General features: G+C 30.2%; 32 protein-coding genes. 26 read left to right on the top strand and 6 right to left on the bottom strand.

From position 1 onward, the window contains the following. Positions 1-35: 35 nt before the first annotated feature. From ACTT9D_RS00160 to ACTT9D_RS00115, 10 genes are read left to right on the top strand one after another with little or no spacing between them, the layout of a single operon-like run. Positions 36-179, top strand: coding sequence for a hypothetical protein (locus ACTT9D_RS00160; protein WP_014953488.1), 144 nt, complete (start codon positions 36-38; stop codon positions 177-179). 47 nt (positions 180-226) lie between these two features. Continuing rightward, positions 227-1,072 (top strand): HalD/BesD family halogenase, encoded by an 846-nt coding sequence (locus ACTT9D_RS00155; RefSeq protein ID WP_014953487.1) that lies wholly within the window; start codon positions 227-229, stop codon positions 1,070-1,072. Further along, positions 1,072-1,971, top strand: coding sequence for an NAD(P)-dependent oxidoreductase (locus tag ACTT9D_RS00150; RefSeq protein ID WP_014953486.1), 900 nt, complete (start codon positions 1,072-1,074; stop codon positions 1,969-1,971). The genes ACTT9D_RS00155 and ACTT9D_RS00150 overlap by 1 nt, the downstream gene beginning before the upstream one ends. Continuing rightward, positions 1,968-2,699: a class II aldolase/adducin family protein gene (locus ACTT9D_RS00145; protein WP_014953485.1), complete on the top strand. Its 732-nt coding sequence runs from the start codon at positions 1,968-1,970 to the stop codon at positions 2,697-2,699. The genes ACTT9D_RS00150 and ACTT9D_RS00145 overlap by 4 nt, the downstream gene beginning before the upstream one ends. Continuing rightward, entirely contained in the window at positions 2,699-3,919 is a 1,221-nt protein-coding gene (locus ACTT9D_RS00140) for a Coenzyme F420 hydrogenase/dehydrogenase, beta subunit C-terminal domain (RefSeq protein WP_440929897.1), read from the top strand. The genes ACTT9D_RS00145 and ACTT9D_RS00140 overlap by 1 nt, the downstream gene beginning before the upstream one ends. Then, entirely contained in the window at positions 3,916-5,019 is a 1,104-nt protein-coding gene (locus ACTT9D_RS00135; RefSeq protein ID WP_440929896.1) for a mandelate racemase/muconate lactonizing enzyme family protein, read from the top strand. Before ACTT9D_RS00140 ends, ACTT9D_RS00135 begins: the two co-directional genes overlap by 4 nt. 48 nt (positions 5,020-5,067) lie before the next feature. Further along, positions 5,068-5,841: an enoyl-CoA hydratase gene (locus tag ACTT9D_RS00130; protein ID WP_440929895.1), complete on the top strand. Its 774-nt coding sequence runs from the start codon at positions 5,068-5,070 to the stop codon at positions 5,839-5,841. Then, the gene (locus ACTT9D_RS00125; RefSeq protein ID WP_440929894.1) at positions 5,841-6,281 is read left to right on the top strand and encodes a CoA-binding protein; all 441 of its coding nucleotides are present in this window, start codon (positions 5,841-5,843) and stop codon (positions 6,279-6,281) included. The genes ACTT9D_RS00130 and ACTT9D_RS00125 overlap by 1 nt, the downstream gene beginning before the upstream one ends. Continuing rightward, positions 6,281-6,700 carry a YeeE/YedE family protein gene (locus ACTT9D_RS00120; RefSeq protein WP_440929893.1) on the top strand — a complete coding sequence of 140 codons (420 nt, stop codon included), beginning with the start codon at positions 6,281-6,283 and terminating at the stop codon, positions 6,698-6,700. Before ACTT9D_RS00125 ends, ACTT9D_RS00120 begins: the two co-directional genes overlap by 1 nt. Next, positions 6,697-7,119 carry a DUF6691 family protein gene (locus tag ACTT9D_RS00115; RefSeq protein ID WP_440929892.1) on the top strand — a complete coding sequence of 141 codons (423 nt, stop codon included), beginning with the start codon at positions 6,697-6,699 and terminating at the stop codon, positions 7,117-7,119. Before ACTT9D_RS00120 ends, ACTT9D_RS00115 begins: the two co-directional genes overlap by 4 nt. Here ACTT9D_RS00115 and ACTT9D_RS00110 read toward each other — a convergent pair. After that, positions 7,077-7,274, bottom strand: coding sequence for a DUF4170 domain-containing protein (locus ACTT9D_RS00110; RefSeq protein WP_440929891.1), 198 nt, complete (start codon positions 7,272-7,274; stop codon positions 7,077-7,079). The genes ACTT9D_RS00115 and ACTT9D_RS00110 overlap by 43 nt on opposite strands. A gap of 29 nt (positions 7,275-7,303) precedes the next feature. Here ACTT9D_RS00110 and ACTT9D_RS00105 point away from each other — a divergent pair, with 29 nt between their 5' ends. The 6 genes from ACTT9D_RS00105 to ACTT9D_RS00080 are packed head-to-tail and all read left to right on the top strand — an operon-like array spanning position 7,304 to position 14,154. Beyond that, positions 7,304-7,873: an NAD(P)H-dependent oxidoreductase gene (locus tag ACTT9D_RS00105; RefSeq protein ID WP_440929890.1), complete on the top strand. Its 570-nt coding sequence runs from the start codon at positions 7,304-7,306 to the stop codon at positions 7,871-7,873. Between the two features lie 16 nt (positions 7,874-7,889). Then, complete coding sequence (locus ACTT9D_RS00100) at positions 7,890-8,318, top strand: hypothetical protein (RefSeq protein ID WP_440929889.1); 429 nt, start codon at positions 7,890-7,892, stop codon at positions 8,316-8,318. A 58-nt stretch (positions 8,319-8,376) separates the two neighbouring features. Beyond that, complete coding sequence (locus ACTT9D_RS00095) at positions 8,377-10,809, top strand: GcvT family protein (protein ID WP_440929888.1); 2,433 nt, start codon at positions 8,377-8,379, stop codon at positions 10,807-10,809. After that, positions 10,809-11,558, top strand: a complete 750-nt coding sequence (locus ACTT9D_RS00090) for an electron transfer flavoprotein subunit beta/FixA family protein (RefSeq protein ID WP_440929887.1) — start codon at positions 10,809-10,811, stop codon at positions 11,556-11,558. Before ACTT9D_RS00095 ends, ACTT9D_RS00090 begins: the two co-directional genes overlap by 1 nt. Beyond that, complete coding sequence (locus ACTT9D_RS00085) at positions 11,558-12,511, top strand: electron transfer flavoprotein subunit alpha/FixB family protein (protein WP_440929886.1); 954 nt, start codon at positions 11,558-11,560, stop codon at positions 12,509-12,511. The genes ACTT9D_RS00090 and ACTT9D_RS00085 overlap by 1 nt, the downstream gene beginning before the upstream one ends. Positions 12,512-12,534: 23 nt before the next feature. Continuing rightward, positions 12,535-14,154 (top strand): electron transfer flavoprotein-ubiquinone oxidoreductase, encoded by a 1,620-nt coding sequence (locus ACTT9D_RS00080; protein ID WP_440929885.1) that lies wholly within the window; start codon positions 12,535-12,537, stop codon positions 14,152-14,154. A 4-nt stretch (positions 14,155-14,158) separates the two neighbouring features. Here the strand turns inward: ACTT9D_RS00080 and ACTT9D_RS00075 are convergent, their stop codons facing one another. Further along, the gene (locus ACTT9D_RS00075; RefSeq protein ID WP_440929884.1) at positions 14,159-14,533 is read right to left on the bottom strand and encodes a DUF2237 family protein; all 375 of its coding nucleotides are present in this window, start codon (positions 14,531-14,533) and stop codon (positions 14,159-14,161) included. Further along, complete coding sequence (hisI, locus tag ACTT9D_RS00070) at positions 14,533-15,000, bottom strand: phosphoribosyl-AMP cyclohydrolase (protein WP_014953470.1); 468 nt, start codon at positions 14,998-15,000, stop codon at positions 14,533-14,535. Before hisI ends, ACTT9D_RS00075 begins: the two co-directional genes overlap by 1 nt. Positions 15,001-15,077: 77 nt before the next feature. Here hisI and folE point away from each other — a divergent pair, with 77 nt between their 5' ends. The 9 genes from folE to ACTT9D_RS00025 all read left to right on the top strand — a co-directional run bounded on the left by folE (position 15,078) and on the right by ACTT9D_RS00025 (position 22,730). Then, complete coding sequence (gene folE, locus ACTT9D_RS00065; protein WP_440929883.1) at positions 15,078-15,683, top strand: GTP cyclohydrolase I FolE; 606 nt, start codon at positions 15,078-15,080, stop codon at positions 15,681-15,683. Position 15,684: 1 nt separating this feature from the next. After that, a complete protein-coding gene (locus tag ACTT9D_RS00060; RefSeq protein WP_440929882.1) occupies positions 15,685-16,686 on the top strand; it encodes an MDR family oxidoreductase in 1,002 nt (333 codons plus the stop codon). Beyond that, positions 16,686-17,576: a LysR family transcriptional regulator gene (locus tag ACTT9D_RS00055; protein WP_014953467.1), complete on the top strand. Its 891-nt coding sequence runs from the start codon at positions 16,686-16,688 to the stop codon at positions 17,574-17,576. Before ACTT9D_RS00060 ends, ACTT9D_RS00055 begins: the two co-directional genes overlap by 1 nt. 78 nt (positions 17,577-17,654) lie before the next feature. Then, positions 17,655-18,671, top strand: coding sequence for an extracellular solute-binding protein (locus ACTT9D_RS00050; RefSeq protein WP_440929881.1), 1,017 nt, complete (start codon positions 17,655-17,657; stop codon positions 18,669-18,671). Continuing rightward, entirely contained in the window at positions 18,672-20,279 is a 1,608-nt protein-coding gene (locus ACTT9D_RS00045) for an ABC transporter permease (RefSeq protein ID WP_440929880.1), read from the top strand. It begins immediately after the preceding gene. Continuing rightward, a complete protein-coding gene (locus ACTT9D_RS00040; RefSeq protein WP_440929879.1) occupies positions 20,279-21,334 on the top strand; it encodes an ABC transporter ATP-binding protein in 1,056 nt (351 codons plus the stop codon). Before ACTT9D_RS00045 ends, ACTT9D_RS00040 begins: the two co-directional genes overlap by 1 nt. Before the next feature lie 14 nt (positions 21,335-21,348). Next, on the top strand, positions 21,349-22,047 hold the full coding sequence (locus ACTT9D_RS00035; RefSeq protein ID WP_440929878.1) for an AzlC family ABC transporter permease: 699 nt from the start codon (positions 21,349-21,351) through the stop codon (positions 22,045-22,047). Next, complete coding sequence (locus tag ACTT9D_RS00030) at positions 22,044-22,355, top strand: AzlD domain-containing protein (RefSeq protein WP_440929877.1); 312 nt, start codon at positions 22,044-22,046, stop codon at positions 22,353-22,355. The genes ACTT9D_RS00035 and ACTT9D_RS00030 overlap by 4 nt, the downstream gene beginning before the upstream one ends. Before the next feature lie 6 nt (positions 22,356-22,361). Then, complete coding sequence (locus ACTT9D_RS00025; protein WP_440929876.1) at positions 22,362-22,730, top strand: thioredoxin family protein; 369 nt, start codon at positions 22,362-22,364, stop codon at positions 22,728-22,730. Here ACTT9D_RS00025 and ACTT9D_RS00020 read toward each other — a convergent pair. Together ACTT9D_RS00020 and ACTT9D_RS00015 are read right to left on the bottom strand one after the other, a co-directional pair. Next, a complete protein-coding gene (locus ACTT9D_RS00020; RefSeq protein ID WP_440929875.1) occupies positions 22,725-23,327 on the bottom strand; it encodes a LysE family translocator in 603 nt (200 codons plus the stop codon). The two genes, ACTT9D_RS00025 and ACTT9D_RS00020, sit on opposite strands and share 6 nt — an antisense overlap. Positions 23,328-23,342: 15 nt before the next feature. After that, on the bottom strand, positions 23,343-24,356 hold the full coding sequence (locus ACTT9D_RS00015; RefSeq protein ID WP_440929874.1) for an MBL fold metallo-hydrolase: 1,014 nt from the start codon (positions 24,354-24,356) through the stop codon (positions 23,343-23,345). 51 nt (positions 24,357-24,407) lie between these two features. On the opposite strand from ACTT9D_RS00015, the gene ACTT9D_RS00010 reads away from it, so the two are divergent. Next, complete coding sequence (locus tag ACTT9D_RS00010) at positions 24,408-24,845, top strand: DUF4396 domain-containing protein (RefSeq protein ID WP_440929873.1); 438 nt, start codon at positions 24,408-24,410, stop codon at positions 24,843-24,845. Here the strand turns inward: ACTT9D_RS00010 and ACTT9D_RS00005 are convergent. Continuing rightward, positions 24,842-25,465, bottom strand: a 624-nt coding sequence (locus ACTT9D_RS00005) for an MATE family efflux transporter (protein ID WP_440929872.1), incomplete at its 5' end; no start/stop codon positions are given. The genes ACTT9D_RS00010 and ACTT9D_RS00005 overlap by 4 nt on opposite strands.

Raw genomic sequence — 25,465 nt, 5'->3', positions numbered from 1 at the left:
TTTACCAAAGAATTAAAATATAATAACGTAATCTTATGAATTTTAATTTGTCAACTCACCATCATAGACTTGCAAGAGTTGGATTAGGTTCTAAACTATCCTCAAAATTATTCTCATTATTACTTGAAAAGACAGATTGTAAAAATCATTTAAATTTTTCTACTCCTACCAAACTTTAAAATTTCCTTCTTAGGCAATCTAAATAAATTATTTTAAAAGGAGGAAAATGAATAAATTAGAAGAAATAGTAGATTTAAAAAGATATCCAATTCACGACGTTCATTCAAAAGAACGTAAGGAAATGATTTCTCATTATAAAAATGAGCTTGATGAAGTTGGTTGTTGTAAAATTCCAAATTTTATCAAACAAGAATCTCTTGATAAAATGTTTAAGGAGGTTATAGCAAGACGAAAACATATCTATTGGTCAGATGAAAGTCATAATCCATATTTTAGTGTCAAAGATGATCAATATGAAAAAGATCATCCAATAAATACATTTAATGAGAGAAAAAATGGTTATTTGAATTCCGATGTTTTGAGTGATGATAGCGATTTAAGATATATTTACGAAACTGACGAATTAAAAGATTTTGTTTCAGATTGTCTAGGAGTTAAACCTATTTTTCAATGGGCAGATCCATTAGGTAGAAATCCTTATAACTGTATGGATCCAGGGCACACACTACCTTGGCATTTTGATAGTAATGAATTTACTTTAAGTATTTTAGTAAAAAAAGCAGATGAAGGAGGAGATTTTGAATATGTTCCAAACCTAAGAGCTCCAAGTGACAATAAATTTGAAGAGGTCAAAAGAGTTTTAAATGGTGATAGAGAAAAAGTGAGAGTATTAAAGTTAGGAGAAGGTGATCTTCAAATTTTTAAAGGAAGATTTTCAATGCATCGCGTAACGAAAATTAAAGGTAACACAACTCGTTACATTGCTTTACCAACTTATGTTTTGGATAGCTGGAGAGTTAACACCCCCGCACATTCAAAGATTGTTTATGGCAGAGCAATGCCTATTCATTATGAAAGAAATAAAAAACGTGATGATGATTTGGTAGATTAATGATTAAAGTAGGCTTTATTGGTTTAGGTAATATGGGAATGCCGATGGCTTTAAATCTTCATAAATCAAAAAAAATTGATTTATTAGGATATGATGTTAGTCAAAAAACAATTCAAAAATTTAAATCAAAAAAAGCAAAAGCAACTAACTCTTTGAAAGAGTTGATTAATTTTTCTGACATCATAATAAGCTGTGTACCTGGACCCAAACAAATAAAATTATTATCAGTAGGAAAAAATAAAATTATTGATCAATTAGACAAAAATAAAGTTTGGATAGATTGTTCAACTAATTCTCTTAGTTGTTTCAATTTTTTGAAAAAAAAACTTAAGAGAAAAATCAATCAATTTGTTGATGCCACAATATCAGGTGGAAATTTAAAAGCTCAATCAGGAGATCTATCCATATTCGTGGGAGGCCAAAAAAAAACAGTAAATAAGCTTAAATTTATTTTCAATATTTTAGGCAAAAATCTTTATTATCTAAATACAGCTGGAGCAGGTTATGCTGCTAAAATTGCTCAAGTAAGCCTTTGCTATTTGAATTATCTTTCCCTTTCGGAGTCTCTAATGCTTGGAGTAAAATCAGGTATTAAACCAAAAACTATGTTGGAGATTATAGATAAGAGCGCAAGTGGCGGTTATACATCCACAAGATATGGACCAAATATGATTAATGGTGACTATGATCCTTCATTCTTTTTAGGTTTATCAATGAAAGACTTAAATCTTGCTAATGAAATAATTAAATTACAAAAATTAGATCTACCAATAATGAATTTAACATCAAAAATTTATAAAAAAGCTATTAAAAAATTTGGACCTAATTCTAATCACTTAAAAGTAATTAAACTTTTAGAACAAAATAATAAATTAACTTTTTCAAAGGAGGGAAGATGAAAAATAACATCAGTGAAGCAGACTGGAAAGTAAGAGTAGATCTTGCAGCCATGTTTAGATTGACTAATATGATGGGTTGGGATGATACTGTTTGGAACCATATAACTGCCAGAGCACCAGGAACAGATCATACATTCTTTATGCATGAGATGGGTTTGTTGTATGAAGAAGTTAAAGCGTCAAACTTAATTAAAGTTGATGAACATGGAAAAGTTTTAGAGGGACCAGAAAAAGCAAACACTGCAGGATTTATTATTCATAGTGCAATTCATCTAAATCATCCTAATGCAAAATTTGTATTTCATGCTCATCCACCTTCAGCATTAGCTGCTACAGCTCTTAAAGACGGTATTCCTCATTTAGTTCAAGATAGTTCAATGCTTTATGGAAAAGTCGGATATCATGAATGGGAAGGCTTATCGATAAACAAAGATGAAAGAGTTAGAATTGCAGAAAACATGGGAGACAACAAAGTTTTAATCATGAAGAACCATGGATTATTGACTGTTGGAGCTACAGCCGGTGAAGCTTTTATGAATATGTATTATGCAATTAGAATGTGTGAAGTTGCTATTCAAGCAACAAGTTCAGGTTTGCCTCTTGAGAGAGCTACTGAGGAAATGTGGAAATTATCTCAAAAACAGTATGATTTATTTTCACCAGGATTAAATGAGTGGCCAGCATTACTAAGAAGGTGTGATGCTAAAGATCCATCTTACAAAGAGTAATGATACAAATAAATTCTTTAGCTGACATTGTAGACAATGGCCTTTGTATTGGCTGTGGACTTTGCAAAAGTATTGCAGGTAATAATTCACTAAAGATGGAAATGAGTGACAAAGGTAATTTAGAACCTAAAGAATTAAAATCTATTAGCAATCAAACATTAGAAAATATTAAAAAAGTTTGCCCAGGAGTAATTGCAGAAGGACCAGAGGATCAAGAGGAAAACGAAGGATCAAATAAAGATATTATCTGGGGAAATTATTTTAGTTTATATTATTCATGGTCTAGTGATCCAAAAATTAGATTTCAAAGTTCAACAGGAGGGTTGTTAAATGGATTATCATTATATTTGCTAGAAAAAAATAAAGTTGATTTTATTATGCATACAGCTGGTGATAAGGAAAACCCAATGCGTAACGTTGTTAAATATAGCTATTCCAAAGATGACTTATTAAATTGTGAAAGTAGATCAAGATATGGTCCATCATCACCTTTGAGTGAATTCCATAAAGCATTGGATAAAAAACAAACTTTCACATTTGTTGGAAAACCTTGTGATGCAGGAGCGATAAGATTACTTGCTAAATTCGATGAACGAGTTGATCAATATTGCAAATATATTTTCACATTAGTTTGTGGTGGTTTTCAAGAATTAACAAAGTCACAAGAATTTATTGATAGTTTTAATGTTAAAGAACATGAGCTTGAGGAGTTTAGGTATAGAGGTTTTGGAAATCCAGGTAGAATGTATATAAAAACTAAAGATCAAAAAGAGTTTGACAAAGATTATAATTCATTCTGGGGAGATGAAAGTAATTGGAAAGTTCCTTTTAGATGTAAAATTTGTCCAGATGCAATTGGTGAAAGTGCAGATATAGCAGCACTTGATACTTGGAGGGGCGGTTCTCCAAAAGGAGAAGATGAAGGTTTCAATGCTGCAGTAATGCGAACAAAAAAAGGAATCAAAATTTTTAATGAAGCTGTTGAAAATGGATATCTTGTGAAAGGGGATCAAATAACTATTGATGATATAAAAGATTTTCAACCTCATCAAACCACAAAAAAACAAGCAGTATATGCAAGGCACCAAGGAATGAAAAAAAATAATTTACCATCAATTAATACTAAAAATTTGAGAATTGAAGAATTGTATAAATTAAATGATAATGATTTTAATAAAAAACAAGAAGAAGGTGTTGCAAAGAGAGTTAGTAAATTATGAAAATAACTAAATTATCAATTTGGAATATTAATCTGAAAAGTCATGAAACATATTTTATGGCAGGTAATAAAACTTGTGATGAAGTAGAGAGTATAATTATCTCAGTAGATACTGATAGTGGCATTAAAGGTTGGGGTGAATGTTGTCCAATTCCTCATTATTTGCCAGCATATGCAAAAGGAATAACACCCGCATTAACAGAGATAGCACCTGTAATTATAGGATCTGATCCAGTTGGACCAGAGGCTTTGATGACAAAGGTAAATAAATATTTACAAGGGCATCCTTATGCAAAATCACCTTTAGATATTGCGTTATGGGATATCACAGCAAAAGTTGCAAATTTACCTTTATATAAATTACTTGGTGGTCAAAAACAAAAAGACATGCCTTTATATCATTCCATAACTTGTATTGCTCCAGATGAAATGGTTAAAATTGCAAAGGAAAAACAAAAGGAAGGTATAACTCAGTTTCAAGTTAAACTTGGTGTTGATAATGATTGGAGAATTGACACTGAAAGATTAATTAAAATTAGAGAAGTTATTGATGATGGTTTTTTAGTTTATGGTGATTGGAATTGTGGAGCAACACCACTTGATGCAATAAGAACAAGTCGAGCTGTAGCTCATTTAGATATTATGCTAGAACAACCTTGTGTTACCTTATCTGAGTGTGCTTCAGTAAAACAAGCAACAGGTCTTCCAATGAAATTAGATGAAGGAGTTTATGATACAAAAACTCTTTTAGAAGGACATGAAAAAGGAATTATGGATGTAGCTGCTTTAAAACTTTCTAAATTTGGAGGAATTAGTGCAGTAAGAGATGCTAGAGAATTATGTAACTATTTTGGAACTAAAATGTGTATTGAGGACACATGGGGGAGTGATATAGCAACTTCAGCATTATTGCATCTAGGCACTAGTTGCGAACCTTCAAGATTATTAAATGTTTGTGACTTATCTGGTTACGTTTCTCCAAGACTAGACAAAAATGGACCTGCTAGAAAAAAAGGAAAAATTTCAGCTCCTGATGGTATAGGTTTAGGAGTTGAGCCAGACTTAGATATATTAGGAAAACCTGCTATTATTCTTGATTAATTTTAAAGAAAGAAATTAAATCTATTTTAATATAGGTTCTAATTTATTATGAATATTAAATATAAGTTTATTCAAAACAGTATTGCCTTAGTTACTATTAATGAACCAAAAACTTATAACTCTTTATCATTTAAAAATTTAAGTGATTTAATCAAAGTATTTAAGAAACTTGATAAAGATAACAAAACTAAGGTTATAATTTTAGAGGGAGCTGGCAAAGGTTTTAGTGCTGGACACAATTTGAAAGAGGTCAAAAGTTTAAAAGTTAAAAATAAATATCAAAAGCTATTTAATCTTTGTTCAAAATTGATGTTACAAATTGTTGAAGGAAAAAAACCTGTTATTGCCAAAGTCCATGGTGCTGCTTATGCTGCTGGCTGCCAACTGGTTGCAAGTTGTGACTTAGCTTACAGCACAAAAGATGCGTTGTTTGCAACACCAGGAGTAAACATAGGATTATTTTGTAGTACTCCTATGGTTGCGGTTAGCAGAAAAATTCAAAGAAAACCTATGATGAAAATGTTATTAACTGGGGAACCGATTAAAGCAGATTATGCAAAAGAATTAGGTTTAATTAATGACTGTTTTCCTAAATCAAAATTAAACAATGAAGTTTTAAAAGTTGCTAAAAAAATTGCCTCAAAATCTAATCTTACAATTAAAATTGGTAAGCAAGCTTTTTATAAGCAATTAGAAATGCCATTAAGTAAAGCTTATGCTTATACGAGTAAAATGATGACTTTAAATATGATGGCAATAGATGCTCAAGAAGGAATTTCTGCATTTCTTCAAAAAAGAAAACCTGTTTGGAAAAATAGATAATGACAGATGAAAAAATAAAAGAAATTTTGTCAAATTCTAAAACAATTGCAATGATTGGAGTTAGCAAAGATACAAGTAAAACTTCGACTATAGTTATGAAATATATGCAAGAATATGGATTTAAAGTTATTCCTGTAAACCCACGATCTAAAGGTGAGAAAGTATTAGGTGAGGAGTTTGTGGGAAGTTTAAATGAAATAAAAGAACAAGTTGATATAGTTAATGTTTTCAGGCCTTCTAAAGAAGCAGAAGGTTTTGCAAATGAAACTGTACAAATAAAAGCAAAAACTTTATGGCTCCAACTCGGTATTAAATGTGAAAAAGCTAAAAGTATTACTTCAAAAAATAATATTGAGTATATTGAAAACCGATGTACAAAAATGGAATACCAAAAACACTTTCTAAAAATCAGACAAGCGTTTCCAGTTTTAAATAATTAATGACAATAGTAAATTTCACGCCTTATTCTGCATTGATCGGAGGAATAATTATAGGTTTAGCTGTAGTAATCTTCTTCTTATTTAATGGAAGATTAGTTGGAATTAGTGGAATTGCAGCTAATGCATTAAATCAAAAAGAAAAAAGAATAGATAATATTTTATTTTTAGTAGGTTTAATTGTAGGTCCAATTCTATATGCTTTAATTTCAAATAAAGAAATTAATATTTCAATTTCAAATTCTTTACCTTTATTAATTATTGCAGGATTATTAGTTGGTATTGGGACAAGAATAAGTGGAGGCTGTACAAGCGGTCATGGTATTAGTGGGATTGGCAGATTTTCTTTAAGATCAATTATAGCAACTATAACTTTTATGGTTGTTGGAATTTTAACAGTTTTAATTAAAAATTTTGTATGACTAGAGTGATTTCATTAGTTTCAGGAATTATTTTTGGAATAGGTTTGGTTATAAGTGAAATGATTAATCCTGAAAAAGTTTTAGGTTTTTTAAATTTATTTGGTAATTGGGATCCTTCATTAGCTTTCGTAATGATAGGAGCTTTAGTGGTATCTTCACCTTTATTCCATCTTATAAAATATAAAGAAAAACCTATATGTGAAGTTTCATTCAATATTCCAAATAATAAAGAGATAAATAAAAAATTGGTTTTAGGCTCAGCAATTTTTGGAGCGGGTTGGGGACTTGGTGGTCTGTGTCCAGGTCCAGCAATTTCATCAATTGCTCTAATCAATTATTACTCAATTACTTTTGTTGTATCGATGTTTTTTGGATTTTATATTGTTAGGTTATTTGAGCCTACAACCCAAGCTCGGTGATAAAAATTATCAATATTTTTTTGAATTAAACTTTTAGCAAAATCCTCAGCTTTATCTTTAGAAAAAGGTCCATGTTGGTTTTTTGTATCTTCCTTTATTGATTTTATATCATTAGGATCAGCATGCTCACCTTCAATTACATAGTAATTTTCCATAAAATCCTTATATAACTAGTTTTAAAATTATGAAGAAAATTTTTTTAGTATACGGACACTACAATGACGCATCATTTAATGCTGCAATTAGAGATGAGTTCATAAAAACCTCAAAAGAAAAGGGCAATCAAGTTGATGTTGTTGACCTATATAAAGAGAAGTTCAATCCTGTTTTTGCAGGTGAAGAACCAGACAAAGAAGTCTTAGATCATAGAAAAAGAATAGAAGAAGCGGATACAATTGTTTTAATTGCTCCAATTTGGAATTTCAGAATGCCAGCAATTGTTGAAGGTTGGATAGATAAAGTTTTAGCGCCACCTTGGGCTTTCAGATTTAAACAATTAGTTGGAAACTATGGTTATCCAATTGGAAACTTAAAAAATAAAAAAGCTGTAATTTTTTGTACATATGGATCTCCAAGATTAGCTATTACAACTTTCTTTTTAAACTTACCGATAAGAAGATTAAAAAGAGGAGTTTTCCATATGTGTGGAATATATAATATTAATTATAGAAGATACTTTGCCGTTCCTTTTGTAGGTGAAGAAAAAAGAAAAGAGTTTTTAAAAGATGTTAGAGAAACTGCAAATAACGTTTAGGTCACTTACTATTCTATTGCTGCTTACTTGTATGGCAAAAGCAGACTTAATAGAGCCAAATAAAGATATCTCCCCAAAACAAGTAGTGGAAATTCAGTTAAAAGGATTAATGAATAATGACAAAGATTTTACTGATAGTGGCATTGAGCAAACCTGGAATTTCGCACACCCAGCCAACAAGCAAGTTACAGGCCCTCTTCCAAGATTTAAGACTATGCTAAAAGGAAAGTCTTATTCAATGATGATAGATCATTTAGAACATACGGTTACCCAGCTTGCATTCGGCGACAATTGGGCTCAGTTTGAGGTTATAATTTTAGGGAAAGATAAGAACTATCATAAATTCAATTGGCAGGTTGAAAAATTAACCTCTGAAGGACCACTCAATGATTGTTGGCTTACGACCATGGTGTCCCAACCTATATCCCTAGGTAACTCAATTTAATTATCCACAGATACATTTTTGTTTCGGATTATCAAAAAATTTAGTAGGAATCTGAAAAATGAAAACTAAAACAAAAGTAGTCGTTGTTGGTGGTGGAGTTGTTGGCGTAAGTGCTCTTTATCACTTAGCAAAAAAAGGTTGGTCAGATGTAGTTTTAGTTGAGAGAAAAGAATTAACTTCAGGTTCAACTTGGCACGCAGCAGGTTTACTTCCTTTATTCAACATGAGTTACTCAGTTGGACAACTTCATAAGTACGCAGTAAATTTATATAAAACACTCGAGGAAGAAACAGGAAAAAATGTTGGCTTTAGTGTTGTATCAAACATTAGACTTGCAAGCACTAAAGATAGAATGGATGAATACTATCAATATGCAGGTGTAGCAAAAACAATTGGTGTAGATGTAAAATTTTTAAAACCAGAACAAGTAAAAGAAATTTGGCCACTGTGCCATACAGATGATTTAGTTGGAGCAATTCAACACCCTGAAGATGGATATATTCAACCAGCTGATTTAACTCAAGCTCTTGCAACAGGTGCAAGAAATAGAGGAGCAGAGATTTATAGAAACACAACAGTATTAGCAATGAGACAAACCAAAGATGGTTGGATTGTTGAAACAGACAAAGGATCTATTGAATGTGAACATATAATATCTTGTTCAGGAAATTTTGCTAGACAAACAGGTGAGATGGTTGGTTTGGAAATACCAGTAATACCTGTTGAACATCAATACATTGTTACAGAACCCCATCCAGAAATTCAAAAAAGAAAAAAAGAAGGCTTACCTGAAATGGGAGTTTTAAGAGATAGTGATAGCAGATGGTACATGAGAGAAGAAGCTGGTGGATTAATTTTAGGTCCTTATGAAGATGGAGCACCAGCTTGTTATGTTGAAGGTCCATCAAAAGAATCTGAGTATGAATTATTTCAAGAAGATTTAGATAGACTTGCGCCACACATTGAAGGTGCAATTCATAGAGTTCCAGCTTTTGGAGAAGTGGGTGTTAAAAAAGTTTATAATGGTGCAATTTGTTATACACCAGATGGAAATCCAATTGTTGGTCCTGCGTGGGGTTTAAAAAATTTCTGGATTAATGAAGGTCACAGTTTTGGTATTACAGCTGCGGGTGGAGCAGGTTGGCAATTAGCAGAATGGATTGTAGATGGTGAACCAACTATTGATATGCTTGGTGTAGAACCAAGAAGATATGGTAATTATTGTTCTAAATCATATTTAAAAGCTAAAAATGAGGAAGCTTACAGTCATGTATTTATTGTTCATTATCCAGATGAAGAAAGACCTGCTGCAAGACCTTTAAGAACTTCTCCTTGCTATGAGAGAATGAAAAACTTAGGTGCAGTATTTGGTCAAAAATTTGGATGGGAAAGACCAAATTTTTTTGCAACAGATGGAATGGAACAAAAAGATGATTGGTCATTTAGAAGATCAAAATGGTTTGATGCAATTAAAAAGGAATGTCAGAATGTAAAAGAAAATGTTGGTCTACTTGATATGACAGCATTTGCTAAATGTAGAATTAAAGGACCAAAAGCAGAAGAATTTTTAGATTTCTTAGTTGCAAACAAACTTCCTAAGAAAGTTGGAAGAATAAATTTATGTCATGCCCTTAATACAAAGGGTGGTGTTCATTCAGAATTTACAATCATGAAAGAAGCAGAGAATAGTTATTATTTGGTTTCAGCTGGAGCCAATTTAAGATTAGATCATGATTGGATACAAAAGTGGATGCCAACAGATGGATCAGTAATATTTGAAGATCTTACAAACAGCAACGGTGTGTTGGTTGTTGCTGGTCCAAAAGCAAGAAAATTAATGGAAAAAGTTTCTAAAGACGATTTTTCAAATGAAAACTTTAAATGGTTAACAGCTAAAAAAGTAGATGTTGGGTATGCACCAGTAAATGCAATGAGAGTAAACTTTGTTGGTGAGTTAGGTTGGGAACTGCATCATCCAATTGAATATCAAAATCATATATTTGATAAATTAATGGAAGCTGGAAAAGAATTCGGAATTAAACCATTTGGAATTAGAGCAATGAATAGTTTAAGAGTTGAGAAATCTTATAAATTAGTTGGTACAGAACTTTCAATTGAATATTCACCTTACGAGTCTGGTCTTGATAGGTTCATACATCCTAACAAAGGAAAATTTATTGGTCTTGAAGCCCTAAATAAATGGAGAGAAAAAGGTTTTGATAATAAACTTGTAACATTAGAAGTTCATAATACTGAAGATGCAGACGTATTAGGCAACAACCCAATATATCAAAATGACAAAGTTGTAGGTAGAGCAACCAGTGGAGAATATGGATTTAGATTAGATAAATCTATAGCTCTTGCAATGGTGAAGCCTGATGTTGCGACAGTTGGCGAAAAATTAAAAGTTGATATTTTAGGTAAAATGTATGACGCTACAGTCTTAGATGAAAGTCCATACGATCCAGAAAATAATTTATTAAGAGCTTAATGAAAATCTTAGTCGCAGTAAAAAGAGTTATTGATTACAACGTCCAAATAAGAGTTAAAGAAGATGGAACAGGTGTTGTTACTGACAATGTTAAAATGTCAACTAATCCACCCGATGATAATGCAGTTGAAGAAGCAGTAAAAATTAAAGAAGCGGGAAAAGCAACTGAAGTAGTTGCAGTTACTATTGGAGAAGAAAAAGCTCAAGAAACAGTTAGAAAAGCTTTAGCGGTTGGCGCTGATAGAGGTATTCATGTTAAAGTTGATGGAACGATTGAACCTTTAGCAGTATCAAAATTATTACAAAAAGTTGTAGAAAAAGAAAATCCAGATTTAGTATTTATGGGTAAACAAGCAATTGATGATGATTGTAACCAAACTGGTCAAATGTTAAGTGCTTTATTAAAATGGCCTCAAGCAACTTTTGCTTCAAAAATAGATGTTAAAGATGGAAAATTAGAAGTTGTTAGAGAAATTGACGAAGGTTTAGAGACAATTGAAATAAATGTACCTGCGATTGTTACATGTGATCTACGATTAAATGAACCTAGATATGCTTCATTACCCAATATAATGAAAGCAAAGAAAAAACCAATAGAACAATTAAATGCAGCAGACCTTGGTGTTGATACTGCTCCAAGAGTGGAAGTCTTAAAAGTTGAAGAGCCACCAAAAAGAAAAGCAGGAATTAAAGTAGCAAATGTTGCTGAACTAGTTCAAAAATTAAAAAATGAGGCAAAGGTAATCTAATGGCGGTTTTACTTATAGCAGAACACAATAACAAAGAACTTAAACCTTTCACTTTAAATGCAGTAACAGCTGCTTCACAAATTGATGCAGATGTTCATGCTTTAGTTATAGGAAATAATTCTGCAGATGCAGCAAAAGCTTTATCCGAGTTACCTTTGGTTAAGAAAGTTCTAACTGTTGAAGCACCATATTATGAAAACTTTGTTGCAGAAAATTTTGCACCAGTTGTAATTAAATTAGCTGAAAATTTTTCTCACATTGTTTGTTCAGCTAATACGTTTGGAAAAAATTTAATGCCTAGAATAGCAGCAAATTTAGACACATCTCAGATTAGTGATATAACTAAAGTTATTTCTGCAGATACTTTTTTAAGACCTATTTATGCAGGCAATGCATTTGCAACAGTTAAAAGCAATGACCCAAAAAAATGTGTAACGATTAGACCAACTTCTTTTGATCCTTGTGAAACAAGCGGTGGCTCTGCTCCAATTGAAAAAGTTGATCCAAGTGATGAATTTACATCTACAAAATTTGTAAAAAGAGAAGAAATAAAATCTGATAGACCTGAACTTGGAACAGCTAGAGTTGTTGTTTCTGGAGGAAGAGGAATGCAGAATGGAGATAACTTTAAACTTATTACAGCAATAGCTGATAAACTAAATGCAGCAATCGGAGCATCAAGAGCTGCTGTAGATGCAGGCTATATAAGTAATGATCATCAAGTTGGACAAACTGGAAAAGTAGTAGTTCCAGATTTATATATTGCAGTTGGTATTTCAGGCGCAATTCAACATTTAGCCGGAATGAAAGAAAGTAAAATTATAGTTGCAATCAACAAAGATGGTGAAGCACCAATTTTCAGTGTAGCCGACTATGGTTTAGAAGCAGATTTATTTGAAGCGCTTCCTCAATTCTTAGAAGAATTGAACAAATTAAACACTATACAAAAATAACAAATCCTGTACAAAATTATCTCATGACAAGAGAGTCGATGGAATATGATGTTGTAATTATTGGTGGAGGACCATCAGGATTAGCTACAGCAATTAAACTTAAACAATTAGACTCTAATCTGAATGTTTGTCTTTTAGAAAAGGCCTCAGAAATTGGAGCGCATATCTTAAGTGGAAATGTTTTTGAAACTAGAGCTTTAGATGAGCTTTTGCCTAATTGGAAAGAATTAAATTCACCTATCAAAACTAAAGTTAGTAAGGAAAAATTTTTATTTTTAGGAAAAGAAAAATCAATTAGTTGGCCTACATGGTTATTACCATCGGTACAGCAGAACCATAAAAATTATATTATTAGCTTAGCTAATTTATGTAGATGGTTAGCAGAACAAGCAGAAGCTTTAGGTGTTGAAATATTTCCAGGTTTTCCAGCAAGTGAAATTCTCTATAATGATGATGGTTCTGTAAAAGGTGTTGCTACTCAAGATATGGGTATAGATAAAGAGGGTAATAAAAAAGACAGCTATGAACCTGGCATGGAATTACATGGAAAAGTAACAGTATTTGCAGAAGGGTGTAGAGGTCATTTAGGTAAACAATTAATAAGTAAATTTGAATTAAATAAGGGAAAAGATCCCCAACAATATGGAATTGGTTTTAAAGAAATTTGGGAAGTAAGTGAAAAAACTCATGAAGAAGGTTTAGTTATGCACACAGCTGGATGGCCTTTAGATAATAACACTTACGGTGGAAGTTTTATGTATCATGCAGAAAATAAACAGGTGTTTCTAGGTTATGTTATTGGTTTAGATTATAAAAACCCTCATCTTTCACCATTTGATGAATTTCAAAGATTTAAAACCCATCCAGTAATAAAAAAAATAATTGAGGGTGGAAAAAGAATTTCTTATGGAGCAAGAGCATTAATTGAAGGTGGCTTTCAAAGTTTACCAAAAATGTTTATGCCAGGAGCATTATTAGTCGGTTGTGATGCTGGAACATTAAATATGCCAAAAATAAAAGGATCTCATACTGCTATGAAAAGTGGGATGATTGCAGCTGAAACAATAGTTGATCATTTAAAAGAAAATAAAGATTTATCTAGTTTTGAGGAAAGATTTAAAAATAGTTGGTTGCATGAAGAATTGTTTAGAGCAAGAAATGTAAAACCAAGTTTTAGCTGGGGATTAATTTTAGGTATAATTTTTACAGGTATAGATCAAATTTTATTTAGAGGTAAATTACCTTTTACTCTTAAACATAAGCATGCAGATCACGAAACTTTAAAACCAGCTAATGAAATGCCAAAAATTGATTATCCTAAACCTGATAATGTTATTACATTTGATAAAACAAGTTCAGTATATTTAACTGGTACTAACCATGAAGATAATCAGCCAGTTCATTTAAAATTAAAAGATCCAGAATTACCCATAAAATATACATTAGAAAAATTTGATGAGCCTGCACAAAGATATTGTCCAGCAGGTGTTTATGAAGTTCAAAAAGAAGGAGATATAAATAAATTTGTTATAAATTCTCAAAATTGTATTCACTGTAAAACTTGTGACATAAAAGAACCGTCTCAAAATATTACTTGGGTAACTCCTGAAGGTGGTGGTGGTCCTAAGTATGGAAATATGTAGATCTTTAAGAAAGATCTATTGCAAATTTTTTTAAAGTTTCAATTGGAATTAGTTTTAATGTATTCTTGTGAGTGCTTTTTAATTTAATTGGACAACCTTTACCTGCTTCAACTGCTCGTGCATACCAAGTTGCACAAACACACCATCCATCTCCATCTTTTAATCCTGGAAACCCAAATTCTGGATGAGGTGTAATTAAATCATTACCAGCTTCTTTACACCATTCTAAAAATTCAGTTGTAACTTTTGCACAAACAGTGTGAACACCACGATCATTTTCATCAGTGTTACAACATCCGTCTCTATACCAACCTGTTAGTGGATCTTGTGAGCAATCCTCAAGCTCTTCTCCAAGAACATTTTTTTGTTTTTCTGACATTAAATTTTTGTTGGATTAGGTTGACCTTTATAAACTTCTTCAGGATCAAATTTTTTTTCATCTTCAAGAAATTTCATTTCGATTTTTCTCGCATTATCAATTGGACCTAAAGGAATTGATCTATAAAAACATGAACGGTATCCAACATGGCAACTAGCACCTTCTCCAATATCTACTGTAAGCCAAACAGAGTCTTGATCATCGTCAATTCTGATCTCTGTAACTTTTTGAACAAAACCACTTGTTTTACCTTTATGCCAAATAGCTTTTCTTGATCTACTGAAATAATGGGCTTCTTTAGTTTCTATTGTTTTTTGAAATGCCTCAACATTCATATAACCATGCATTAAAATATCTTTAGTTTTTGCACACATAGTTATGACTGGAATCAATCCGTCATTATCAAATTTTGGTGAAAGAAGATTTCCTTCTTCTATTTCCTCAACATTTTCTCTTTTTTTGAACATAAGAAGTGATTTTGTAGCACAATTTTGTTTATATTAAATATTTTAAAAATATTAATTTAAATGTATAAGTCCCTACGATGAAGTTAGTAAAAGATACCAATTTAAATGAACAATCAAAAAAAGTTTCAGATGATGAAGCTTTAGATGCTTTCAGAACTATACTTAGCTGGATGGGTGAAGATCCAAGTAGAGAAGGGTTAATTGAAACTCCAAAAAGAGTTTTAAAAGCATATAAAGAGTACTTTGGTGGTTACAGCTTAGATGCAAATAAAGTTTTAGAGAAAACATTTGGTGATGTTGAAGGTTATGATGACATGGTTGTTGAAAAAAACATATCAGTAACAAGCCATTGTGAGCATCATATGGCACCGATAGTAGGTACAGCGCATTTAGCATATATCCCAAAAGACAGAGTTGTGGGTTTAAGTAAACTTGCAAGAGTTGTTGAGGTATTTTCGAAAAGATTACAAACTCAAGAAAGATTAACAATGCAAATTGCACAATCTTTAATGACAGCTCTTGATGCTAAGGGTGTTGCTGTTACTATAGATGCAGCTCATCAGTGTATGACTATGAGGGGAATTAAAAAAGAGAATGCTACTACTGTAACAAATTATTTCCTTGGCCAATTTAAAGAAGATCTTTCAATTCAAAATAGATATTTAAGGTTTATAAGTAAATAAAGTGTCAGATAATTTTAAAGCTCTAGTTCTCAATCAAGAAGGTGAGAACTTTACAAGAGAAATTAAATCAATAGACAAAAATTTTTTAAAACATGGCGATGTAACAGTTAAGGTTGATTATTCTGATCTTAACTTTAAAGATGGAATGATCTTAAAAAATGGTGGAAGACTTGTTAAAGAGTTTCCTCATATACCTGGTATTGATTTTTCAGGGACAGTTATTGAAAGTGAAAACTCAAAATTCAAAGAAGGTGATGAAGTTATTCTTACAGGATTTAGAGTTGGTGAAGTTTTTTATGGTGGTTATTCTCAAATAGCAAAAGTTGATGGAAATTTTTTAGTAAAAAAACCATCAAACCTTACTTCTAAACAAGCTATGATTTTAGGTACAGCTGGTTTTACATCTTTGATGAGTGCATTTGCAATCCAAGCTCGTGAAGGAATATTATTAGGTGAAAAAGTAAATGATGTTTTGGTAACTGGTGCAACTGGTGGAGTAGGTAGTGTTGCTGTGATTGCTTTAAGTAAACTTGGATACAATGTTACTGCAGTAACGGGAAAAGATTCTAAAGCAGATTACTTAAAATCACTAGGAGCAAAAAATGTAATAAATAGATCTGAATTTGATAAAGATCCAAAATTAATTGATAAAGGTTTATGGGATGGAGTTGTAGATACTGTTGGTGGAAAAATATTAGCTAATACAATAGTTCAAACAAAACCAAATGGAATAATAGCTGTTTGTGGAAATGCAAATACTAATGAACTTAATACAAATGTAATTCCATTTATGTTGAGAGGAATTAAATTATGGGGAATGGATTCAGCAAATTGTAGTATTAAAAGAAGAGAATTTATTTGGGGAGAAGCGGCAAATTTAATTGATTTTAGTTTAATAGAACCATCTGTTCAAACTGTAAGTTTAGAGGAGTTAATTGAAACTTATCCTAAAATATTAAAAGGAGAAATATCAGGAAGAGTTTTAGTTGATCTTAATAAGTAATGGATTGGGATAAATTAAAAATTTTTCATGCAGTTGCAGAAGCTGGAAGTTTTACTAACGCAACAATTAATTTAAATTTAAGTCAATCAGCAATCAGTAGACAAATTCAATCTTTAGAACAAGACCTAAAAGTTCAATTATTTGAAAGACATGCAAGAGGACTTACACTTACAGAAAATGGTGAATATGTATTTAAAACAGCTCACGAAGTAATTAGTAAATTAAAAGAAGTAGAAACTTCTTTAGGAGATCAAAAAAATAAGCCAACTGGAAAACTTACAATTACAACAGTAAGAAGCTTTGGAACTCACTGGTTAACACCAAGAATTCAAGAATTTATGAGGCTTAATCCAGAAATAGAAATTGAATTAATCTTTGAGGATAAAGAATTAGATTTGAGCACAAGACAAGCAGACATTGGTATTTTTATGAGAAGACCTAAGCAATTAAATTATATTCAAAAAAAATTGATTGATCTTAAGTATTACATCTATGGATCAAATAAATATCTAGAGAAATTTGGAATGCCAAAAACTGTAAATGATTTAAATAAGCATAAATTTATCTCATTTGGTAAAGGTGCCCCTTCACCAGTTTATAATCCAGACTGGGCATTAAAATTGGGTATGCCTGATGGAAAAAAAAGAAAAACTATCATGAAAGTAAACAGTGTAATGGGTTTGCTTCTAGCAGTAGAGTCTGGGGTTGGATTAGCAGCATTACCTGAATATTTAGTTACAAATTCTTCAAATGTGATAAAAGTTCTTCCAAAATCAGAAGGACCAATAACTGAAGCGCATTTCGTTTATCCTCAATCATTAAAGAATACTGCAAGAGTTCAAGCATTTAGAAATTTCTTATTTAGTAAAATAGGAGATTGGAATTCGTAAATATAAAGGTTGACAAACCATATTGCGATTGATAATCATTCGCAACTAGATTAATTCTCAATTATTTAATCATTAAATATGAAATTATTGGCTGTTGTATTATTTGTAATTAGTTTTTTTAGCAATTTAGCAATTGCTGAAGAAGTTAATGTTTTTAGCTCAAGACATTATGATTCTGATATTCAGTTATATAAAAAATTTACAGCTGAGACGGGAATAAAAGTTAATGTTGTTTCTGGAAAAGATAAAGCACTACAAAAAAGAATTAAAGAAGAAGGTAAAAATTCAAAAGCAGATTTATACATTACAGCGGATGCTGGAAGATTAGGATCGTTTGAAAAAGATGGAATGTTTCAAACAACCACTTCACCATTTATCAAAAAACAAGTTCCAGAAACATTAAGATCTAGTAATTGGACGGGTATAGCTAAAAGGGCAAGAATAATTTTTTATTCAAAAGATAGAGTTTCTGATGAGGAAATTAAGAATTTACGTTACGAAGATTTAGGAAATGAAATTTGGAAAAATAGAATTGTTATAAGAAAATCAGATAATATCTATAATCAATCTTTGATTGCTTCATTAATCCAAAATAATGGAAAAGACCAAATTCAATCTTGGTTAAAAAGTTTTGTGTCTAATTTTGCTAGATCACCCAAAGGAAATGATCGTGCTCAAATTTTAGCAGTTGCGGCTGGTGAAGCAGATTTAGCTATCGCTAATACTTATTATTATGCGTTAATGTTGTCAGGTCAAAAGGGAAAAGAACAAAAAGAAGCAGCAAAAAAAGTAATCCCTTATTTCCCAAATCAGAATGATAGAGGTACTCATATTAATATAAGTGGAGTGGGGATTTTAAAAAATTCTCCTAATCCTAACAATGCTTTAAAACTAATTGAGTTTTTACTAACTGAAGAAGCACAAAAGCATATCGTAGAAAACACTTTTGAATATTCAATTCTTGATAAAGTTAAGTCTCATGAATTAATTGAATCTATGGGAAACTTTAAACAAGATTTAAAAACACCTGTGGCAGAATTTATTAATTATCAATCAGATGCATTTAAATTAATGCTTATTTCAGGATGGAAATAGATGTCTAGTAGAATAAATATTTGGTATCTGAGTTCATTTTTGATTTCTTTATTTGTTGCTATCCCAATCTTAACAGTTTTTGGAAGTTTTTTTGAAAGCACTGGTTCTTATAGCTCTATTTTAAAAGATACTTTTTTATTCGAGTATATTTTCAATTCAATATTACTTTTATTTGGAGTTTTAATTATTACTTTTATTATTGGAGTAGGAGCTGCTTACTTAGTTTCATTTTATGAATTTCCAGGAGTTAATTTTTATAAGTGGGCCTTAATTTTATCATTTGCAGTGCCTGCTTATATTTATTCATATTCATTAACAGCATTTTTTGAAAACTATGGCACAGCATTTGCAATTTTAACTAACCTATTGGGTGAAGGAAATTATAATAAATTTATTCCTAAATTGGATGGCATGATTGGAGCAATAATTTCTATTTCGTTTTCAATATTTGGATATGTGTATGTTCTAACAAGAGCTTCATTTAATTATCAATCTCAAAATTTAATTGATCTTGGAAAAAATTTAGGATTTTCCAAATCAAAATCTTTTTTCAGAATAATATTACCTTCAGCAAGACCAGCTATAATTGCAGGACTTTCCTTAGTTGCAATGGAAACATTATCTGATTTTGGTTCAGTATCATTTTTTGGAATATCTACTTTGACAACTGGAATTTATAATGCTTGGATTGCATTTGATGATTTAGTTTTAGCCAATAGAATATCATTTTTCTTGCTCATCTTTATTTTAGCTTTGTTTTTAATTGAAAATTTTTCAAGAAAAAAAGCCCAGTATCATTCATCATCTAAAGGTGGTTTTAAAACTAAATCAAAGATTAAACTTCAAGGTTATAAATCTAAAATAGCTAGTTTAATATGTGGAAGTATATTTTTTATAAGTTTTGTATTTCCAGTATCACAAATGCTTTACTGGACAATAATTTTTCCAAAACATTTAAATGATTTAAATATCTTAGAATTAATATTTAATACCATTACTTTAGTAATTTTGTCTTGTTTAGTGCTAATTCTGTTTGCCTTTCTTTCTAATTATGGAAATCGAATATCAAGAAGTAAATTTTTAGAGGCTTTAACTACCTTTTCTATTTCTGGATACGCAATTCCAGGAATAATCTTAGCTGTAGCATTTATAAGTTTCATATCTTTTGTAGATTTTACAATGTCAAATTTTTTAAATCTTAAATCAATTTTTATAGGATCAATCTTTGGATTAGTTATAGTTTATTTTATTAGATTCTATTCTTTGGCAAATAATGGAATTAAATCTGGATATTTAAAAATAAATTATTCTATTGATGAAAGTGCTTATTTATTGGGTTATTCAAAGTTTAAAACTTTTACCAATATTCATTTACCATATTTAAAGAATTCAATTTTATTAATAGGAATTTTGTTATCTATTGAGATTATAAAAGAGTTACCAATTACATTAATAATGAGACCATTTAATTTTGAAACATTTGCAACCAAGGCTTATACTTTTGCATCACAAGATTTATTAGAAGCTGCTGCCGCTCCATCTTTAATATTAATTGTTATTGCAAGTATTTTTATTTTAACTACATCTAAATACATATTGAGAGATTAATGAAAAAAAGTTTTTTAGAAATTGAAAACGTAACTTTTGCAGCTAGCAATAAAAATAAAGTTAATAATGTTTCATTTAACATTGAAAATGAAGGAGATGTTGTTTGTCTACTTGGACCATCTGGTATTGGCAAAACTACAATTCTTAGAACAATTGCAGGGTTAGAAAAAATAAATTCAGGTAAAATAGTTTTAAATGACAGATTATTGTCATCAAAAGAAAAACATGTTGAGCCTGAAAAAAGAAATATATCTTTGGCTTTTCAAGATAATTCATTATTTCCACATTATACAGTTTTAGAAAATATTTCTTTTGGTGCTGAAAGAAATAAACGTAAAAAGAAATTAAAGGTCAACGATGTAGTAAATTTTTTACATCTTGATCATATTATAAATAAATATCCTCACCAAATAAGTTCTGGAGAAGCTCAAAGAGCTTCATTAGCAAGATCATTATTGTCAATGCCAGACTTATTATTGCTAGACGAACCTCTTTCAAATGTTGATCAAAGTTTTAAAGAAGAAATTCAAGTTAAATTAAAGCAGATATTAAGTGAATACAAAATAACAACAATTATTGTTACCCACGACTCTTATGAGGCATTTTACTTAGGAGGTAAGTGTGGGATTATTTTAAATGGTCAACTGAAACAGTACGATGATCCTTACAATGTTTATCATTTCCCAAATTCAGTTGAAGTAGTTAATTTTTTAAATAGAGGAATACTAATTCCCGCAAAAGTTACAGGTGAAAACTCATTAGAAAATAAAGATCTTGGTACTATAGAGGGAAATTTTATTAAGCATTACCCAAAAGGTTCGGAGGTAAAATTACTTCTTCAACCTGAAGATCTTGAACATGATGATAAAAGTAATTTAAAATTAGAAGTAGTTGATAGAAAATTTAGAGGTACAAACTTTATTTATACCCTTAAAACACCAAGTGAAATGTTAATACCTGTTTTTGTTCATTCACATCACATTCATCAACACGAAGTTGATGAAAAATTTGGTATTAAAAGACCGATTCATATTGATCATATAGTTTGCTTTTAGTAAACGTCTCACAAATGAATGAAAAATTAAAAATTACATTAAAGGGATCTTTTAATATTTTACCTTTACTAATTCCTGTTGTTCCTTTTGGAATAATTCTTGGTGCAATCGGAATGGAATTGGGCTTTAGTGTTTTAGAAACTTTTGCAACTTCATTTATTATTTTTGGAGGAGCGTCTCAAATAGTTTTTTTGCAATTACTGTCTGGTGGGGCCTCTCAAATTATTGCAATTTCATCTGCATTTGTTGTTAATTCTAGACATTTTTTATATGGAGCAACTTTAAGCGAGTATTTAAATAAACTTCCAATGGGATGGAAGATTATCTTGTCTTATTTGTTAACTGACCAGGCGTTTGCTGTATCAAATACTTATTTTAGAGCAAATGAAAATAATCGTTTAAAACATTATTACCTTTTAGGGTCTGGTTTTACACTTTGGTCTATTTGGCAGATTTCAACTTTATTAGGGATTTTTTTAGGCTCAATTGTTCCTGACGAACTTGGTTTAGCCTATACAATACCACTTACATTCATTGCTTTACTGGTAAACTATTTTAGAAAAATTGATCATCTTATTGTTATTTTAGTCTCAGGAATTTTGTCTCTAGTATTATTTAATGCACCTTTAAAATCTTACATTATATTATCTAGTCTTACTGCATTATTTGTAGGTTTCTTAATTATCAAATTTAAAAAAGGAAATAATTCATGATTTGGGCAGGAATGATTGCAGCAGGAATTTTAAATTTTTTATCAAAATTTTTATCTTTAAATTATTTTGATGCGAGCAAAATGAATCCAATAGTTAGACAAATTTTAGCATACGTGCCATCAGCTATATTTCCTGCAATTATTTTTCCAGCAATATTTTTAAATGAAACTGGGAGTTATGATTTAGAAAATAACCCTAAGATTTATGCATCAATAGTTGCCGTTATTATTGGAGTTTTAAGTAAAAATATTATTGCGACAATAATTTCAGGATTAGTTTCGTATTGGTTTATTATATTTGTTATATAAAGACTTATGAAAAAATTTTTTATATTTATCTCTTGTTTATTTGTTTTCAACAGTATCTCACTTGCTAAAGAAACAACTTTTAAAAAAGAATTGTTCGATAAAGCCCAAGCAGACGGCAAAGTTGTAATAGTTAGTTCTTGGATTAATTATTGTACATCTTGCGCTAGTCAAATGAAGATTTTAGATAAAGCTAAAAATGATTTTGATAATATTGAATACTTTAAATTTGATGTAACAATTGAAGAAATCGCACAAATGTTTGATGTACAATATCAAACAACGCTTTTGATTTTTAAAAATAACGAAGAAGTTCACAGATCTATCGGTCAAATTGAGAAAGATAAAATTTACTCAATTATTGAATCTGTCTTATAATCTAAGACTTAATAGCCAAAAAGATCCTAAGATTAAACAAGTCCCTGAAAACTTTCCAATCAAAGACAAATCTTTTTTGAAAAAGTTTTCTTTAATATAGTTCACTAAATGAGCATATATTAAGTCAGAAATTAAACCTAAAGTACAAAAAATTATTCCTAATATTATTACTTGATTAAAAGTATCTTGATTTAAATCTAAAAAAACTGGAATGATACTTGCCATCATTACTAACATTTTTGGATTTGACCAAAGTACTAAAAACCCATGTAAATAAAAATTTTTATTATTTTTATTCTCTAATTTAATATTTAAATTTTTTGAGTCTCTTATCATTACAAAACCCATATAAAATAAAAAGAGGATACCGATCCATTGAACAAAATTTAGAAAAGTTTGAAAATTTTTACTTAATAAATCAAACCCAAATGCATAAATAACAAACATTGATGCTGCACCACTTACAGTTCCAATAACAGTTTTAACTCCAGCACTCAAATTATACCTCAAAGTATTAGCAACAATGACAGATACTGATGGACCAGGAACAATCATGAATAGTATTACTGTAAATGTGAATGAAATATATGTAGTCATTTTGATTATTGATTTTTAAAGACTTAAACCTTTATCTTTCCAATTTTTTAAGCCTCCAATTAAATGATAACAATTAGATAGATTATAAGATTTTGAAATCTGAACTGCCAAAGTTGATCTATGACCATGAGCACAATAAAAAAGTATTTTTCTATTTATTAAATCTTTTTTATTTTCTTCTAAGTATTCATTAATTTTATTCATTGGAATAATTTTGCTATCTTTAATTATCCCATCTTTATCAATTTCACATTGTTCTCTTAAATCAATTAATAACGATTTTTCATCTTCTTTTATTTGATTGAATTTTTCAGGCTCAATTCCGTTGTTTACTTTTTGTTTATTGAAATCTATTCCTAATTTCAAATTACTTGGAACAGCTATATCCATCATTTGTGGATCTGGAAGATTAAGATTGTTCATTATCTCCACATACTCATCTATTGATTTCACCTGTAATCTTGGATTAAAATTTTTCTCTTCTCCAATAGTGCTTACTGTTTCTCCTTTATAATCATGCGCAGGATATACCAATGTGTCTTCAGGAAGTTTTAGTAATTTATTAAATATAGAATTATAAGAGTCTTTTGGATTTCCATTTTGAAAATCAGTTCTACCTGTACCTTTAATCAGTAAAGTATCGCCAGTAAAAACTCTGTCTTTCATAAGATAACTAAAACTTTCGGAGGTATGACCAGGAGTATAGATAGCTTGAAGATCAAAACCATCACAAGGTATTTTATCTTCATCGCTCACACGCATCGCAACTACATCAGCTGGAGTTTGATCTCCCATAATAGTTACACAGTTTGTTTTATCTCGAAGCTCAGCTATACCGGAAATATGATCTGCATGAATATGGGTATCGATCACTTTTACCAACTTCAAATCAAGATTTGTTAAAATACTTAAATATTGTTGAACATTTTCTAAAACAGGATCAATAATAATTGCTTCTCTTTCTTTTCCTGATGCTATCAAATAAGTATATGTGCTTGATTTTAAATCAAACAACTGCCTAAAAATCATAATGTTAATTTATCATATGTAAATTTTCTTAAAAGCAATTATATAAAAGTTATGAACACGTCTAAGCTTGATTGGAATTGTAAACACACCTGGAAAACAAGTGCTAAGAATACTGCATGGTGTGTACTAGGATGTGCAATAGGTGATTTTGGAACAATATTATTTTTTCAGCTTTCACAAATTCCTTTTCCAGTATTGGTAATAATGGTTTTAGCAATAATAAATGGTTTAATTACAAGTATAATTTTAGAGACAATAATTTTAATGCTGCAAAACTTTAGTCTATCTAATGCACTTAAAACAGCAGCGGGTATGAGTTTAATTTCTATGATTAGTATGGAAGTAGCAATGAATTTGACTGACTACATTTTAACAGGCGGCGCTATGTTAACTTGGTGGGTTGTTCCAATAATGTTGATTATTGGTTTTTTGACACCATGGCCATATAATTATTGGAGATTAAAAAAGTATGGAATAGCTTGTCATTAATTAAATCTTCTAATTATATTTTTTAAATAATAAAATAAAGACAAAGCTCTTAAAATCATAAACAAGCAAAGTGAAATCCAAACCCCGGTATTTGAATAATATTTTGTTAATACAATTGAAATCAACAAATAAAAAAATACAGAAAACATCATAGCATTTCTTAGCTCTTGAGTTTGTGAAGCTCCAATAAAAATACCATCAAATTGATAACAGAAGGATGCAATAAAAGGTAAAATAATTAACCAAACTACAAATGATGAACTTAATTTTTTTACTTCATCAATGTCAGACATCAAGTTAATTGCAAAATCGTTAAATAGAAAATAGATAATTGAAATTACAAATCCAGTAATAGAACTTAAAATAAATGAGTTTTTTAAAATTTTTTTAAATAAAGATAAATTATTTTTCCCAAGAGAATAACCCACCATCCCTTCGGTTGAAAAAGCGTAAGCATCAAGAATAAATGCTGATAAAAAGACTAAATTAATTAAGATTGTATTTGCAGCAACATATTCTTCACCAATATTTGTACCCAAAAATGTGAACCATAAAAAAGAAAATGTTAGAAGGATTGTTCTTATGAAGATATTAAAATTGATATTAAAAATATTCTTTAA

The organism is Candidatus Pelagibacter sp. (assembly GCF_052049815.1).
Taxonomy (GTDB): Bacteria; Pseudomonadota; Alphaproteobacteria; order Pelagibacterales; family Pelagibacteraceae; genus Pelagibacter.
Note: the sequence above shows the minus strand (reverse complement) of the source record. Positions and strands in the feature narration are given on the sequence as shown.